Below are 16,508 nucleotides of genomic sequence, written 5' to 3' on the forward strand. Positions count from 1 at the left end.
GCACGCCATTTTCTATCAGACCGAAGCCTGATAATTACTGCACGTAGCGCAGTTTTGACGTCCAGTCCTGCTTCTGACCCACACCCATTTCAACAGTGAAGGTTTCGTTAGCGCCCACCGAACCTGACCACATATACAGATGATCGGTCCAGGAACCTGACGGCCAGCGCTGCAGATAATAATCTTTTCCGCTCACCGTATCACGGTCAACAAATACCACCTGATCGCCCTTTTTCAGACAGTCGCCATCGTCATTCAGAATACGGATGCGTAATTTATTGGAGGCATTATCCTGTTTGGTAAAATAGGCATAATTACCGCCACCACCGCCAAGCCACCAGTTCCAGTAGGAACCGGCACGCAGATTACCCTGTACCTGCACAAAGTCGTTACTGCGAATACAGAAAGCGCGGTTTTTCGGATACCAGTTATCCAGATTAAAACTGGCTGCCGCATCGCTGGCACTGCCATTCACCTTAATCCAGCCGTCGTTATCGCTGGCGTTAATTTTGATATAAGCGCCACTGGCCTGGTTACGGAACTTCACTGCGGAATAAGGCTGATTCACAAAGCGGTAGCTTTCGGTGCGGGTGTTGTCATCGGCATAGGAGAAACCGGCAATCGGATAATGATCAGACAGCTCCTGATACTGATAATTTTTGTTTTCCCAGCGTAGTGAGGTCACGTCCAGCGACTGGTTATGCCAGTAGGTTGGCTGCGCATGATCACGGGAAACAAAAATATAATCGAGGTATTCGCTGGGCAGATCCGGATAATTATAGGCGGCAATACCGTTGGACTCCGGGTCCCAGGAGGTATCAAAACCGGCAAACGCATCCGGTGCATTCACATGCAGGGTTTCCAGCATATCCGGGTATTCGGTGCTGTTTTTAATTACATTAAAGTCGCCACCAATAAACACAACCTGATCAGCCGGAATATTTTTGCTGGCAATAAACTGCTGCATTTCGGTGAACTGACTTTTGCGCACGGCAGCCGGGTCGGAACAGGCGCCATCTTCGGCCTGGGCATGGGTACCAATCACATGATAGTCATGACCATTTTTATCCAGGCGAATATAAACAAAGCCTTTATTGGCTAACCAGTCTGCACCGCAGCCGTCCTTGTAGACGTACTGAATTTTTTCCTCAATCGGCCAGCGGCTGACAACAGCTACCCCGCCATCTTCCGGAGCGGTATTACTGTATGCACCCAGAGTCTGATTCCAGCCGCTTTGGGTGCGGCCCAGTACCGGAGTCTGATACGGATACTGACCTTTCAGGCCATCCAGCAGGGTTTGCCCCGGCCCGTTATCAAAAAGCTCGTTAAGAATAATGGCGTCGTGCCCATGAATAACGTCCGATTGCAGAATCAGTTCCGCACGGGTTTGTTGTGACCAGTCAGAAATAGCACCGGTCAACATGTACACGTTATAGGCCAGCAGCTTTAAATCGTCCGCATACGCCAGATTGCTGGCAGGGGTTTCGGGTGCAGGAGTGGGCGCCGTGGCTTCCTGAGTGACGGTTGGCGTGTCAGACATGGCCTGACTGCTCATAGCGGCCAGCAATAAAGAAGCGGCCATCAGCGGTTTGAATGCAGCGTTTTTCAGAGTCATGTTAATCCCGGATTTATTATGTTTATCAGATTGGGATTCCTTTCCCCGACCTGTCATTCTAAAGAGCAACGGAGCCAGTAAAAATGGTCCCATCGTGCCAATTCATATGAGCATCTCAGGTAACCATGAAATCTGGGGCTGCGACCTGCTATCCGGGCGCAGCCAGCCCCGGCTCAGGGCAAAGAAAAAGCCCATACAAACTTACATTGGTATGGGCTTTCTGATTTTTTGAAAGCGCAACGGAACTGAGTCTGTCAGGCTCCCAGCAATGGCAAATGCCTGCGCTTCTTATAGGTCAGGGCAAGCTCAATACAATGGCGAAGCGCAAATTCAGGCAGCGCAGCGGAGAGGTTTAATACAATGGCCCTGTTGCCCTGAAACGCCAGTACATCGCCATACAAAACCCGGAAGGTATCAACGAGTTTGGTGTTGCAGTTAAAAAACAGATAATAGTTATGCGGAGTATCAGGCTTCCAGCCGATCCGGATCGGACTGCCGGTTTTAGCACTGTAGCTGGGCTCACCCCATTTCAGAGATTCTTCAACGGCACCTGACTGCAGATGTTCAGCGGTCTGAAAAATCAGGTTCCGCAACGAGGCAAGCTGATGACGGGCAGAGTCCGGGTACTGTTCGAAACGGGTTTTTACGTTCTTATCCATTCAAAATCTCTGCTGTCATCTGGTGTCCAATCTGCTCTTTTTTATAAGAGCCGAAGCCCCTACTCAGTTACCAGCCCGATGTGCTCACAGGGTAAACCGCATTTTCGTATCACCATAAAAATCGTATCAATATCAGGCTCAATGGTCTGAATAAGTGTTTTATCTTTGAGGATAATATTTACCTGTAAAGAGTGCCCCTGAGCTACCAGGTCAACGCTGTCCGGATTCTCAATCAGGGTATCAACGGCTTGATTCCAGGTTACGTAGTGTGGAAGTTGATCTGGTGTCACTCCAGGCTCCCACCCTGCCTTGGAATTCAGGCGGTAATAATCTGAATTTGAACCAGGGCCCGCACAACCCAATAAAAATGACATTAGCAATATCGGAAGCGCTTTCATGATCAATCCCTATATAAAAGCAATCTATCAGCTATGAACAAACCAAAACATGGTTCTCAGCATTTTATCAAACCAGACTCGCGTGAAATAAAACATTCAGTTCATCCATTACAGACTGCTCTTTCCCTGTACTGTCAGCAAAGGATTCCAGACGTTCTAATTCAGATTCGATAAACTGATTCAGCTCCGGAATCGGCGGAGCAAGTTCCTTTTCCAGGCTTATCTTCTTGCGTTCCAATAATGCTGATATTTGTTCATTCAGTTTGCTGTCGCCGGCAATCAGCTGACGCAGAGTTTCAAACTCAATGGGTGCAGGCTCGCGATATCTCTCCAGCCACATAATGGACAGCAACGGGCGTAACACATAAAAGTATTTCTTAATTGGCACCAGATCATCACGCAGATAACCCCGGTAGTTCGTTTTTGCCATGCTGCGGTAATGGTATATCCCTTTTTCAACGTAATAGACCGTGCTCAGCAGCTCACGCGACCTGCGCGCAAAATCACCGCGATCAAGGTAAACAATGGGCGACTGCAGCCACTCGACAAAGGCCGGATTCGAACGCGAGAACAGCTTTAAGGCTTTGCGGATGTCCCAGCCGTTGATGTCGATCTCATCCACAATCGGATACTCGATAACATCGCGCTTATCTTCCAGATCCACCGCCACATACCAGTCTTTAGGATGTGCATAGATAAACCGCACATCGTAATCACTGTTAGGTGACTCGAATCCCCAGGCACGGCTACCCGATTCAACCGCGTAAAGAACACGGACGCCGTGCTCTTTTTCGGCGTTTTCAATGCGGGTAAGGATCTCTTTTTTAACAGCGGGTTCAATCATAGCGATGTCTGGTTAACCTGGTAATCACCGTCACTACAGGGTTTATAGCCCATGACGCTGTAAATACATAACACCTTATCACAGGGTATTTTTTAATTTCTTAAACTCTTCGACACTGAGTATAACGGGTGACACAACAGGTTCACCAGACTCAGTAAAAAGCGGAGAATTACGATACTTACCACCGATACGCATGGATAAAATAATCCACAAAAATCTTACAATCATACCGGGGAGTCCTTTTTGCTTCGGCTTCGGTTCTCCTATAGCAGAATCCACATTGACTATTGCGATATTCTTGCCAAAATCTTCAGCCATCTTTGCACGATTCAGCACCGAATGAATAAGGCCGATAAATGAAACCTTAGGATCAGGCAGCGTATTACCAAGGGGAGTGTTACAGCAGGCGGCATACCAGCGGATCATCCCCTGATCGCTAAGCCGCACAGCCGCGAGATGCTCCTTACCTTGTGAAAAAACCATACGGGGCTGTGCCAACTGCACAATTTCAGTCCCTCCCTGTGCATCCAGAACATCACCTGCCCGGCCTAAAAATTTCGCAAAAGCCTGACAGTCGGCACAGTAACATACCACCCGACTACAGGTTCCGGCCCCCCGAACATGACCACTAAGAGCCCCGCATTGACACTGAATTTTGTGCATATTTTTACTCGTTACTGAACAATGCTATCTGGATAGCTTTTATGATGCATGTTTAGGGCTTGTTAACACTAATTAAAGTTAAATCTTATTTCTGGTGATCATTCTGATACTCAGGCATTCAGTGCCTGTCGGTTTTACTTTAGGGTGCGTTAAAACGGAGAAAAGTCACAGGTCATTTTCATGCATTACAGGACGATCCGGTAATATCCGCCATACTCCCCATCCTTAGTCCCATTGTGTGTGACCTGCCAGCCCAATTTCTGGGCCACTCTCTTGCTTGCCACATTATCGTCAGCAATAAAAACCTGAACGGACTCTGTGTCGATCTCAGCCGACAACCTTTCAAGCGCCAGTCTGGAGGCCCTTACCACTATGCCATTACCCCAGAACTCCGATCTGATGAAATAGCCGAAGTCCAAAACACCTTCGATCTCTTTAATACCGCAGAATCCGATGAACTCATCAGTATCAGATTGTGCAATAGCAAAACGTGACGGGTTATCAAGCGCATTCTCAAACCACGAATCCGCCTCATCTTCTGTTAAAGCCCGGCGGGGCCCAAGAAACCTCATAACCCGGGAATCCTGAAGCATGGCCATAACCGCTGTTTTATCCTGACGTTGAAGATCTCTTAGTTTTACCGGAATCATAATGCTGGTTTCACCATGCCGCGACAAGCTAAGCGGCTTAGTTAGTGTGCCTATAGGTTTATGAGAATTTCGATGCTAATTAACAAGTAAATCTATAATATTTGAGAGCTCGCCAACAGAGCCTTTATACATTTCAACAAACTTACCGTTTTTACAGGTGATATTTATATACTTTTTACTATCGACATTGAAAATTTTCGCGTTCCTCGTTGTTCGGGGTGAACGGATGATGTTAACCAGCTGCCTATTCTACTTCGATCGCGGATAACATCCGCTCCCACAACACCGACAGGGTCCGGCTTGCCACAAAAAGAAAAGCCCATACAAACTCGCGTTTGTATGGGCTTTAAAATAAAAGGAGTCAGCCGATAAGCCCTGAGTTTCTGAATCGTCGTCGTGGACAGTCACTGTCCCCGCCGAAGCCGGCGAAACGCTGGTAAAGAAAAACCCCGCTCAGTTTCCTGAGCGGGGTTTTCATAATAAAAGGAGTCAGCCGATAAGCCGGGTTCTGTCGTGGACAGTCATTCGTCTAGGCCTGCAATCACTCACAGGCTCAAGCAACCTACCCGTTCCCAGCGCGGGCCGCGCCTATAGGGAACCTATTTGGTCTTGCTTCGGGTGGAGTTTACCGTGCCACGAACTGTTACCAGTCGCGCGGTGCGCTCTTACCGCACCCTTTCACCCTTACCTGATCCCGCTTGCGCGGGCCATCGGCGGTTTGCTCTCTGTTGCACTGGTCGTAGGCTCGCGCCCCCCAGGCGTTACCTGGCACCCTGCCCTGTGAAGCCCGGACTTTCCTCCCCCCACACTGTTGCCAGCGCGGGCGACGACTGTCTGGCCGACTCCGGGCGCGGATTCTACAGGAAAGGAAAACAATAGCCAGAACGCAGGTCGGATTTACAGGAACAAATAAGAGTAACCAGACCGTCTGGCGCTAGACCAGTATTCGGGCGCGGGTTCCACAGGAATGAGCAGTAATAGCCAGACCGTCCGGCTCTAGACCGGTATTCGGGCGCCGGTTCTACAGGAATACGGAGTAAGTGCTATAAAAACTGAACCCGCCAGCCAGACCATCTAGCGCTAAGCCGGTATTCGGGCGCGGAATCTACAGGAAAGGAAAACAATAGCCAGACCGGTATTCGGGCACCGGTTCTGCAGGAAAGGGAAATAACCAAACCAGTGGGAGCGGCATTTCTGCCGCGCTGATAATCGTGACTGAAAGTCACTCCCACTACTGAAAGTCACTCCCACTGAATCAACCATCGTATTCAGTCAATTGTCTGCGGCGGGTGGAATACCCGCAGACACCTGTGTTTAAGCTTTTCCCTGCATTTCCAGCGCTTTCTGGTACAGCTCTTTTTTATTCTCGCCGGTCAGGTCGGCGATAATGGCCGCGGCTTTTTTCGGCGGCAGTTCGGCCAGCAGCAGGCGGAATAATTTGTTGCTGTCGACTTCGCTGGCCGGGGCCGGATCGGGGTTGCCGGCAATCATCACCACGAATTCACCCTTCTGCTGGTCGGCATCCGCCTGCAGCTGGCTGAGAATGTCTGGCAGTGTGCCGTGATAAAAAGTCTCGAAGGTCTTGGTTAATTCACGTGCAACACAGGCTTGACGTTCTGCGCCAAAAACCTCGGCCATGACTTCCAGGGTATCGAGAATCCGGTGTTTGGATTCGTAGTACACGAGGGTGCGTGCTTCCTGTTCCTGAGCCAGTAATTTTTCGCGTTTGGCACCACTTTTATGCGGCAGGAAACCTTCAAAGGTAAAACGGTCGGTCGGCAGGCCCGCGGCACTCAGGGCAGTAATAATGGCGCTGACGCCGGGAATCGGGCTGACATTCAGGCCGCGCGCACGCAGCGCCTGCACCAAAGGATATCCCGGATCGGAAATTAACGGGGTGCCGGCATCGGATACCAGCGCCATGCTCTGGCCCTGTTCCAGATGGCGGGCAATCTGTTCTACGCGCTCGCGTTCGTTGTGTTCGTGCACCGATAACAGCGGCTTTCGCAGGCCCAGGTGCTGGAGTAATTTTGCGGTATGTCTGGTATCCTCGCAGGCAATTACATCAACGCTGGTCAGCACCTGCTTTGCACGCTCGGTGAGGTCAGCCAAATTACCAATGGGTGTCGCCACGACGTAAAACGTGCCGACCTGCATTCTGGGATCTGAAGTCATGCGGGGAAACTTACCTGATCGTTGGTTACGCGGATTATCGCTGCTGGTTGTCAGCGCGGGTCTGGGTTTAAGCGGTTGTTCTACCACACCGGGACAAACCGGGCTGGGCAACAACAGCCTTACCGAAAGCAGTAGTCAGAGTAATTCAGTATTAATGCAGCAGATTCGCGGCGAACTCGACGACGGCGAGTTTGGCAATGCTGCGCTGCAATTGCAACTGTTGCACGAGCGTGTGCTCACGCCGCAGGAGCAGGTGGAATTTATGCTGCTGTCGGCGCAGATGCATCTGGGCAGCAACGAGCCGGAAATTGCCGGCGAATATCTCAGCCAGCTTGCCCAGCGTATGGATTACGCCACGCCGGAGCAGGAACTGCGTGCCAGCCTGTTAAAAGCCCGCTGGTACGAAAGCAATGGCGAATATCTGGCCGCCGCGCGCGAGCGTGATTTTTTATCCGGCGCATTAAATCCGGAGCAGCGCGAGCAGAATCATGAGCAAATCTGGCAGGATTTAATGGCCATGCCAGAAGTCGAACTGCTGGAATGGGCAGAAAAAACCCCGGCCACCCAGTTTGGTGACTGGCTGCGGCTGGCGGCGATTTCCCGTAACTCACGCCTGACACTGGACGAACATCTGGCAGCGGTCACTACGTGGCGCGAACAGAATCCGGCTCACCCGGCAGCGATACAATTACCCGGCGGCCTGGCGCTGCTGGCTGATCTGGCGGCCAACCGCCCGCACAGCGTCGCCCTGATGCTGCCGTTATCCGGCCCGCTGGAGAAAACCGGTGGCGCCATCCGCGATGGTTTTATGGCCGCTTACTACGAGTCTCTGGATAAAGGCTACGCCATTCCGCAGGTGCATCTGTACGACAGCCAGAAATACAGCGATATCGATATTGCCTACGCTCAGGCGCAGCTCGACGGTGCGCAGTGGGTGATCGGGCCGATCAACAAAATGCAGGTGCAGGCGCTACAGCAACGCGAAACCCTGCCGCTGCCAACCCTGGCCCTGAACTATGGTGACCGCAGCGAAGCCGAAACCCTGCCCGCCAACCTCTATCAGTTCGGCCTGGCCGCTGAAGACGAAGCCGTACAGATTGCCGAAAAAGCCTGGACCGATGGCCTGCGCCGCGCACTGGTGCTGGTACCACAGGGCAACTGGGGCGAGCGTATTTATGCCGCCTTTGAACAGCGCTGGCTGGAGCTGGGTGGTGAAATCGGCGAACAGCGTTTTTATCCGAACCGCCAGGACTACAACCCGGAAATCAAAGCGCTGCTGAACGTCGACGACAGCCAGAAGCGTTATCAGACCATGCGCCGTCTGTTGCGTCAGAGCACCGAATTTGAGCCGCGCCGTCGTCAGGATGTCGACTGGGTGTTTATGGTCGCCCTGCCGCAGCAGGCCCGCCAGATCAAGCCGACGCTGGCATTTAACTTTGCCGGTGATCTGCCGGTATACGCCACCTCGCATGTGTATTCCGGCGAACCGAATCCAACCAAAGACCGCGACCTGAACGGCGTGCAGTTCTGTGATGTGCCCTGGTTGCTGGAAAGCAGCGAGCTGTACCGCACCGTAGAAAAAGTGATGCCGAATGGTCAGGGCGGCTATGCCCGCTTATACGCCATGGGCGTGGATGCCTTCCGCCTGCTGCCACGGTTAAAACAGCTGGAAGTATTCCCGCACAGCCAGATGTTTGGCAGCACCGGCGCGCTGGCGCTGGATCACGAGCGCCGCATTCACCGCCGTACCGAATGTACCCAGTTCCGTTCTGGCCGGCCGCAGCGTTTAGCCAGACGCTGAGTACTCACACCGCATAACTCACGAGGCAAGGATGCCATGTGGTTTACCCGCAAAGACAAAAACCCGCAGGATTCAGAACAAACGGCAGAGAATTCCTCTGCCGCTGAAACCTGTACTGCAGAAAAGCCTGCAACCCGTAAACCTGCAACCCGTAAAAAAGGCGCCGAGATTGAACAGGCCGCCGAACACTTCCTTAAGCGTCAGGGGCTGAAAGCCGTTACCCGCAATTACACCATCCGCGGCGGTGAAATCGACCTGATTATGCGTCACGGCAAAGTGCTGGTCTTTGTTGAGGTGCGGTACCGCGCCAGCCAAAGCCACGGCAGCGGCGCCGAAAGCATCACCCACCACAAGCAACAGCGCTTACTCAAAACCGCCCGGCACTATCTGCAGCAACACTATGGCGCAAACCCGCCGGACTGCCGCTTTGACGTGATGTCGGGCAGTGGTCAGCCGGTGCAGTTTGAGTGGCTGCAGAATGTGTTTGGCTGACCCCGTATAGCAACAGACAGCACCCGCCTCAGAACTGATAGGCCGCCGCCAGACGCACAGTGCGCGGTTCGATCACATGGTAATGAATATCCTCCTGCTCGCTGCTTTCACCCGCCAGACGCGAGGCGTACCAGTAATCAATATCGTGATCGCGGCTGTCGAACAGGTTGAGTACATCGGCACTGAACACCCAGCTGTCCAGGCTGTAGCCGCTGCGCAGATTCACCACCGTGGTCGGGTCAGACATCACCGAACCATCTTCCACCAGCGGCCGTTCACCAAAGTAGCGCAGGCGCAGACTGCCGAACCAGCCCGCGCCGCGCTGGCTGCTGATGCCCGCCTGCAGCACATTACGCACCGCCCCGGGAATCTCGTTACCCCCGGCCGCATTGCCGCGTAATTCTGCTTTGGTCCAGGCGTATTCCAGATCCATATTCCAGCGCTCGTTCAGCTGATAATAGAGCGTCATTTCCAGCCCTTTGCGCCGTGAAGCACGGCTGGCTTCGGTGTTACCGGCATCGCCGACAAACAACAATTCACTGTCGAGATCCAGCTGCCACAGCGCCAGCGAGGTACTCAGACGCCCGGCCATAACACCGCGCACACCGACCTCATAGCCCATTGAATCCACCAGCGGATCAACCGCCGCAACCGCACTGCCATCGGCCGGATCAACCTGAATGGTGGTGCCACGGGCGTCGTTGGAGTGCAGTCCCTGCCCCGCCGCCAGATAGCTTTCCCAGTCGCGGTTGAGGGCCACGATCAGGCTGCCTTTTAAGGCGATATTGTCATCGCTGGCTTTGCCGCTGTTGGCGCGCAGATCGACGCCGTTGATATTGCTGCCAACCCGGCTTTGCACGTCAAAACGGTAGTGGTCGTAGCGCAGGCCGAGCACGGTGCGCACGCGTTCATTCCAGTACAGGGTGTTTTCGCCATAGAAGCCGCTGCTGAGTTCGCCTACACGGTCGCTGCGTACGGTTCCGATACGCTGGCGCTGCTTGCTGCGGTACAGACCGACTTCGCCGATATCGTCATAGCGCAGGTCAGCGCCGATACGGTTGCTCATCGCCAGTCCGGCCATCTCTGAGTGCCAGAGGTAGCTGACCTGACCGCCGTAGATCCAGCGTTTATCGACCTGCTCAAACTGATCGCCGTTGACGGTATCGTCGAGAAAATAGGTGAAGTCCGACCACAGGTTCATGTCGTAACGGATGGCATAGACCGAAGCCTGAACACCCTCACGCTGCCAGATGGCATTGAGGCTGTAGCGGCTGGATTCGCCGCCCACGCTGTCATTCAGCGAACCCAGCTCGTCGATCAGGCCGCTGTCGACCGCGCGCTGCGGAATCTGGTCGGCGCTGTTCCATTGATTGTCGTAGCCCATAAAGGACAGGCTCAGCTTGCCGCCGGCCAGTGTGCGGCGATGTTTGAGCAGCAGGCTGGTTTTATCCAGATCTTCGCGGATATCACTCCAGGGGCCATCGTAGGTATTGCGCTCCAGTGCATACAGCCAGTCGCCCTGAGCATTGCTCAGACTGTCGAGCAACAGCGCCCGGCGATACTGATCTTCGCCCAGACTCAGCTGCGCCAGACCCTGCGCAAAGGCATCGGCGGTCTGCAGGGCGGCACTGCCGGCACCGCTGAAATCACCGACATCGGCGTAGTAACTGCCTTTCTGATAACTCAGCGCGCTGATGCTTTCCGGGATAATAAAATTCAGGTCGGTATAACCCTGCCCATGGCCATGGGTGCGCATATTGACCGGCATACCATCAACAAAGGTGGCGAAGTCGGTACCATGATCGAGATTAAAGCCACGCAGAAAATACTGGTTCGCCTTGCCGCTGCCACTGTGCTGGGTGACGACTAAGCCGGGCACCAGCTCCAGCACTTCGCCGGTGCGTAATAACGGCCGGCTATTAATTTCTTCACCTGTGACATACCCCTGCGAAGCCGACATCGCTTCGCCCGGCAGTTGATTTCTGGCTGTGACCTGCTGGGTATCCAGAGATGCACTATTTGTTGCCGGGTTATCGTTAAGCGGTGCCTGTTGCGCCAGTGCCAACACAGGCAACCCCAATAACAAAAAACCGGCTGGCTGAATTTTCATCTTTATCCTCATTGTCCACTTAAGCGGCGTAAGGCGGCTCTCAACAATTGCCGCCACCGGCCCTGTTAACGAAAATATCATCATCTGCTGACGAACTTATCAGCCCGAATGAATACCGATAACGGCTCGGTGTTCGCCCTGTATGGCAGGTATAAAGATGGAAACAACGGACGCGCAATCCGCGCCGGAACCTGTGCCCCCAAAAGAAAGAAACGGCCAAACGACTCATGAACCGCAGCACCGATTTAACCCGCTGGCTGAAACTGCCGGCCGCCCGCTCACGCACCCCCGCACTGGGAAAGCGTGAACTGGCCATTCTGGAAGTGCTCTGGCAACAGGGGGCACTGTCGGTGCAGCAGGTGCATGCCAGCCTGCAGGAAGACATTTCGCTGAATACCGTGCAAAGCACACTGGAGCGTTTGCACCGCAAAGACCTGCTGCAGCGCCGTAAAGAAAGCCGGGCGTTTTTTTACAGTGCTGTGCTGCAGAAGCAGGCGCTGATCAGCAATCTGCTGCACGATATTGCCGCCGACCTCAGTGGCGGCGATATGGCGCCGATGCTGTCGGGCTTTATCGATTATTTAGCGGATGTGGCACCGGCCATGGGAGATCGTCTGCATCAGGCTCTGAATGACGAGCCTGACAGCTGCGGCACAGGCCACAACAGCCGCAGCGCAAACAATGACTCCTGCATTGACCATGATTCCTGAGCTGGCCGATATTCTTCTGGCCAGTGCGTTTAGCCTGACGGCGTCATCGGTGTTGGTGGCCCTGTTGTTGCCGCTGCTGCAAAAAACACTGCGCAACAGCCGCCCACAGCAGCAGTCCCGCCTGCTGATGCTGTACGCCCTGCTGCCCTGGGTCGTGACTTTCTGGGTGGTGTTTCTGCTGATGAATCCGGGACTGACCGGCGCCCTGCACAGCGCCCATTGCCATGGGCAGCTGTGTGGCCCCCATGTGCCGGATGTCAGTTCCTCATCGCTGACCGGAGCCGTACTGGCAGGCGTTGTCAGCGCTCTGCTGCTGTTTGCATTATTGCTGTTCAATCATCAGTTGCGGCGCGGACGTCAGCGTCTGGCCAGTGTGGATCTGCTCAGCACAGCAGGTAACCCGTCCGGTAACAGCAGCGCAGCTCCAGACTTCCGCCTGATTCATTCGCAGTTACCTCTGGCCTGGTGTGCAGGGCTCTGGCGCCCACGGATCTATCTGTCCAGTGCGCTACAACAACAGCTGACGCCACAGCAGTCGGCCATGGTGCTGTTGCATGAACATTGCCACCTTCTGCGGCGCGATAACCTGCGTAAGTTCCTGCTGCACTGGGCCTGCCTGCTGTGGCTGCCAAAGGCACGCAAAGCCCTGCAAGAACAGTTTGCGCTGAACTGTGAATTACAGTGCGACTCCTATGTCACCCGCCAGGGTTACGCACCTGAGGAACTGGCCACCCTGCTGCTGCAACTGCGGCCGCAGACCGATATGGCGACCCAGGCCAGTGGCGTGCGTATACAGGCGCTGCTGCCGGAGAAACAGATAACCACTTGCAGCAGTGCCGATGGCTGGTTGCTGCTGGTGTTGCTGCTTTGCGCTCAGGTGGCGCTTTTCAGCCACTGGCTGCATCCGCTTCTGGATACATTATTTCTCTGAGAATCACTGTTATTTGGTTTTGTCTCATGGCTCATTTATGATGGCCCATCTGTTACTCCCGGAGCGTTATTGTGCAGGATAGGATCATCGGCCATTTTGGCGCCAGTATCGAAACCAAAACCCACGCAGCAGAAGAGCTGCCACCTTATATTGAGCGCGCGGCGCAGATTATGGTGAATGCCCTGCTCAGCGGCGGAAAAATTCTTACCTGTGGTAACGGCGGCTCCGCCGGCGATGCCCAACACTTTTCTTCCGAACTGCTGAACCGCTTTGAGCGTGAGCGTCCGAGCCTGCCGGCCATCGCGCTGACCACCGACTCATCAACCGTGACCTCAATCGCCAACGATTACAGCTATAACGAGATTTTCTCTAAGCAGATCCGTGCTTTGGGCAATGCCGGCGACGTATTGCTGGCCATTTCCACCAGCGGTAACTCCGCCAACGTGGTGCAGGCCATTCAGGCCGCCCACGAGCGCGATATGACGGTAGTTGCCTTAACCGGTAAAGACGGTGGCCATATGGCGTCACTCCTTACCCGTGACGATGTTGAGGTGCGGGTACCGTCCAATATAACGGCGCGGATTCAGGAAGTTCACCTGCTGGTGATTCACTGCCTGTGCGACCTGATTGACTGCTCACTGTTCGGCGAAGAATAACCCTACACAGCATTCTGGCCGCGACAAACGCGGCGCATAAAAAAACGGCCCGGACATTCACATGCCCGGGCCGTTTTTTATTGCTTACACCTGTGCCGCTATCAGGGAATCAGATGGCTGAAGTCCAGCATCAGGGTCTGCACATCACCCGAATAGCGGGTTGCCTGTAAAGCAATGCTGATATTGTTGGGCAGCTGATAACTGGCACCGGCCTGCAGGCTCAGCTGGATCTCGCTATCCAGATCCGCGTTAAAGCCCGCTGCCACATCAACGTCAATCTGCGAGGCTCCCGCTCCCAGCATCCAGCGCCACTGCCCCTGCAGTGGCTGGCTGTATTGCGCCAGCAGGCTGTGCACTGTGTATTCGATAGCGGCGCTGTTAACCTCGGCAGAACCCGGAATATTGTACTGATAGCGAACCTGCCAGGCATCGTTCAGCTGCAGGCCGGCGGCAAAATGCCCGGCCAGCCCGCCGTCGTCGGTGACTTTATTATTGCCGTGTACTTCCGGGCTAAGCCAGCTATAGCCCACGCCCCAGGCCAGCAGCCAGTGCATATCATCGACCGCCAATTCACTGGCCGGCTGCGTGCTGTTGGCCTGTGATAGCGGCGCCCAGAGCATGCCGACCAGCAACAATGTCGGCACTGATGCCGGCACAGGCACCCGCGCAGCCATTCGTCCGGCCATCGCCAGTGCCGCGGCAATCAGCAGCATTAATGGACTGAATGCACCGGTAGCGGTCGTTACATCATCGCCGGTATTGATTGATGGATCTTCTCCGTCGGTGACATTGTCGTTATCGGAGTCCGGATCCAGATGGTCAGCGATACCGTCGTTGTCGTGATCCGGCATCTCACGGTCATCACGTACGCCATTCGCATTGGTGTCAGTGCCGCTGATCAGGCCGTTCACATCGTAATCAACGCCATCATCAATACCATCGGCATCAACATCCAGACCGGTAAAGAAGCCCAGCTGCGGATTTTCGTCCGCATCCGGAATGCCGTCACCGTCATCATCATCATCCAGATGGTTCGGGATACCATCACCATCAATATCGGGCAGAGAACCGAAGGCCCCGACCGCGTTATCCACAGCGTCAATCAGGCCATCACGGTCCACATCCCCAGTGCTGTCGAGACGTCCATCGTTATCGGCATCCAGCAGCTTCGGCAAACCAGTGCGCGAGAAATCCGTCTGAATACCATCACTGCTCAGCTGCAGGAAGTTAAAGATGCCATCGTTGTTATCGTCGATCAGATCGTTACTGTCATCGATTTCAATGCGGTCATCATCCACCATCAGATTGCCATCAACATCGGCCAGACGATTCTCCACGATGTCGCCAATGCTATCGTTATCGGAATCCAGATCCTGACTGTTCAGCAGGCCATCACTGTCAGCATCCGCCAGAGCATTGGCTGCACGATAACCTTCAACGGTCATCAGACTGTCTTCCGCACCATCAAGGTTGTCGTCGGTACGGCCATCATCGACATTGCCATCGTTATCGATATCGGCATCGAAGAAATCGATAATGCCGTCACTGTCGGTGTCGGTCAGCACCAGACCCTGCTCAACCCGGTCAGACAGACCATCCTGATCGCTGTCGGTGTCTTTACGGTCAACAATGCCGTCACCATCGCGATCGGTCGTCGCTGTGCCTTCAAGGCTGTTCGGCAGGCCATCACCGTCATCGTCCTGGGCTTCCATAATCAGGGCAACCAGGGCTTCCAGCTCTGACAACTCATTGACATCATCAGACTGAGAACGGGCAACTGCGCTGTTCAGAATCGGCAGGATACGGGTAAAGCCAACGTTATCCGGCCAATCCAGTCCGGCCTGACGGTACTGAACAACCGTCAGAAGTGCGGCATTAACGTCGCTTCCGGCAGCAGCTGAAATGGTATCCAGAGCGTACTGCTGAATACTGATCACAGTACCGGTTGCGGCGGATGTCCATTGCTCATCACGGCCAAGATCATCCGTGTAACTGACCTGCAGACTGATGCTGTGACCAACATCACCCGCAACAATGGTGTAAGTTGCTGCACTTCCAACCGGGTTACCATCCGACAGCCACTGATAAACCTGAGTAGCATCATCAATACCGTCAGCATCATTCACCTGCGCTGACAGAACCTGGCCCTCTACGGCGAGACCAGAAATACCAACAGAACCATTATTGTTGGTAAACACCATCAGCATTGCAGCCTGATTATCCTGACCACTCAGATCTTTCACGGCGCCTGCTGCAACACTAATGCTGACTACAGACCCCAAGGTTGCCGGAAGAATTTCTGCACTGTACAGAGCACCACTGCCGGTCAGCTGCTGAACACTGCCATTAGCAACGGTGATATCCGTTTCCTCTAGACCTGTAACGGTTTCGCTGAACTCAAGCGTGAGGGTAAAGCTTCCGGTCGCCAGGGCCGGTCCCTGCAGGCTGAGCGTAGGTACCGAATCCTGATAATTGACTGACAGAGTACTTTGGGGATTACCGTTAGTCGCAGCATCATGCGCACTGTTGGCAGCAACCGTTACCGTTACCTGACCAAGCGCTGCCGGAGTTACCTCAAGACGGTACTCAGTCTGGCTGACTGTGACAAAAGCACCGGGAGTGGCATTGGTCAGCGTGACATCTGCCGCCACAAAATCACCGACCACTTCGCTGAACGTAAAGGTTGCGGTAAAGGGCCCATTAACCACACCACTGGCGCCACTGATAGCCACCGTCGGTGCCGTCGCATCGTAAGTAACCGCCAGCTGAGTTGCCGCCGTGTTGTTATTACCCGCAGCATCCTG

General features: G+C 54.1%; 15 protein-coding genes and 1 other RNA gene. 5 read left to right on the forward strand and 11 right to left on the reverse strand.

What is annotated here, in order from left to right:
- Positions 1 to 34 precede the first annotated feature (34 nt).
- The 9 genes from sph to rsmI form a co-directional block, all read right to left on the reverse strand.
- Positions 35 to 1,615, reverse strand: a complete 1,581-nt coding sequence (sph, locus tag LGT44_RS07755) for a sphingomyelin phosphodiesterase (protein ID WP_230331808.1) — start codon at positions 1,613 to 1,615, stop codon at positions 35 to 37.
- A gap of 254 nt (positions 1,616 to 1,869) precedes the next feature.
- Positions 1,870 to 2,274, reverse strand: coding sequence for a DUF1801 domain-containing protein (locus tag LGT44_RS07760; RefSeq protein WP_230331809.1), 405 nt, complete (start codon positions 2,272 to 2,274; stop codon positions 1,870 to 1,872).
- Between the two features lie 59 nt (positions 2,275 to 2,333).
- Positions 2,334 to 2,672: a hypothetical protein gene (locus LGT44_RS07765; RefSeq protein WP_230331810.1), complete on the reverse strand. Its 339-nt coding sequence runs from the start codon at positions 2,670 to 2,672 to the stop codon at positions 2,334 to 2,336.
- Positions 2,673 to 2,739: 67 nt separating this feature from the next.
- Entirely contained in the window at positions 2,740 to 3,516 is a 777-nt protein-coding gene (locus tag LGT44_RS07770) for a nucleotidyltransferase domain-containing protein (RefSeq protein ID WP_230331811.1), read from the reverse strand.
- A 78-nt stretch (positions 3,517 to 3,594) separates the two neighbouring features.
- On the reverse strand, positions 3,595 to 4,179 hold the full coding sequence (locus tag LGT44_RS07775; RefSeq protein ID WP_230331812.1) for a DUF6151 family protein: 585 nt from the start codon (positions 4,177 to 4,179) through the stop codon (positions 3,595 to 3,597).
- 185 nt (positions 4,180 to 4,364) lie between these two features.
- Positions 4,365 to 4,829 carry a GNAT family N-acetyltransferase gene (locus LGT44_RS07780; RefSeq protein WP_260998765.1) on the reverse strand — a complete coding sequence of 155 codons (465 nt, stop codon included), beginning with the start codon at positions 4,827 to 4,829 and terminating at the stop codon, positions 4,365 to 4,367.
- A gap of 75 nt (positions 4,830 to 4,904) precedes the next feature.
- Positions 4,905 to 5,069: a zinc ribbon domain-containing protein gene (locus LGT44_RS20255; RefSeq protein WP_408033927.1), complete on the reverse strand. Its 165-nt coding sequence runs from the start codon at positions 5,067 to 5,069 to the stop codon at positions 4,905 to 4,907.
- Positions 5,070 to 5,310: 241 nt separating this feature from the next.
- Positions 5,311 to 5,675, reverse strand: an RNA gene (rnpB, locus tag LGT44_RS07785) — RNase P RNA component class A.
- Between the two features lie 468 nt (positions 5,676 to 6,143).
- Positions 6,144 to 7,004, reverse strand: a complete 861-nt coding sequence (rsmI, locus tag LGT44_RS07790; RefSeq protein ID WP_230331814.1) for a 16S rRNA (cytidine(1402)-2'-O)-methyltransferase — start codon at positions 7,002 to 7,004, stop codon at positions 6,144 to 6,146.
- Between rsmI and LGT44_RS07795 the strand changes: the two genes are divergently transcribed.
- A complete protein-coding gene (locus tag LGT44_RS07795) occupies positions 7,003 to 8,805 on the forward strand; it encodes a penicillin-binding protein activator (RefSeq protein WP_145469096.1) in 1,803 nt (600 codons plus the stop codon). The genes rsmI and LGT44_RS07795 overlap by 2 nt on opposite strands.
- Positions 8,806 to 8,841: 36 nt before the next feature.
- Positions 8,842 to 9,297 (forward strand): YraN family protein, encoded by a 456-nt coding sequence (locus LGT44_RS07800; protein ID WP_230331815.1) that lies wholly within the window; start codon positions 8,842 to 8,844, stop codon positions 9,295 to 9,297.
- A gap of 28 nt (positions 9,298 to 9,325) precedes the next feature.
- Here LGT44_RS07800 and LGT44_RS07805 read toward each other — a convergent pair whose 3' ends face one another.
- The gene (locus LGT44_RS07805; RefSeq protein WP_230331816.1) at positions 9,326 to 11,407 is read right to left on the reverse strand and encodes a TonB-dependent receptor; all 2,082 of its coding nucleotides are present in this window, start codon (positions 11,405 to 11,407) and stop codon (positions 9,326 to 9,328) included.
- Between the two features lie 227 nt (positions 11,408 to 11,634).
- Here LGT44_RS07805 and LGT44_RS07810 point away from each other — a divergent pair, with 227 nt between their 5' ends.
- The 3 genes from LGT44_RS07810 (at position 11,635) to LGT44_RS07820 (ending at position 13,704) form a co-directional block, all read left to right on the forward strand.
- Entirely contained in the window at positions 11,635 to 12,117 is a 483-nt protein-coding gene (locus LGT44_RS07810) for a BlaI/MecI/CopY family transcriptional regulator (RefSeq protein ID WP_230331817.1), read from the forward strand.
- Positions 12,089 to 13,048 (forward strand): M56 family metallopeptidase, encoded by a 960-nt coding sequence (locus LGT44_RS07815; RefSeq protein WP_230331818.1) that lies wholly within the window; start codon positions 12,089 to 12,091, stop codon positions 13,046 to 13,048. Before LGT44_RS07810 ends, LGT44_RS07815 begins: the two co-directional genes overlap by 29 nt.
- A 71-nt stretch (positions 13,049 to 13,119) precedes the next feature.
- On the forward strand, positions 13,120 to 13,704 hold the full coding sequence (locus LGT44_RS07820) for a phosphoheptose isomerase (RefSeq protein WP_456243405.1): 585 nt from the start codon (positions 13,120 to 13,122) through the stop codon (positions 13,702 to 13,704).
- A 101-nt stretch (positions 13,705 to 13,805) separates the two neighbouring features.
- Here the strand turns inward: LGT44_RS07820 and LGT44_RS07825 are convergent.
- On the reverse strand, positions 13,806 to 16,508 hold a 2,703-nt coding region (locus LGT44_RS07825), incomplete at its 5' end, for an Ig-like domain-containing protein (protein ID WP_230333554.1).

This window comes from Thalassolituus alkanivorans (genome assembly GCF_020447205.1).
GTDB lineage: Bacteria > Pseudomonadota > Gammaproteobacteria > Pseudomonadales > Oceanobacteraceae > Venatoribacter > Venatoribacter alkanivorans.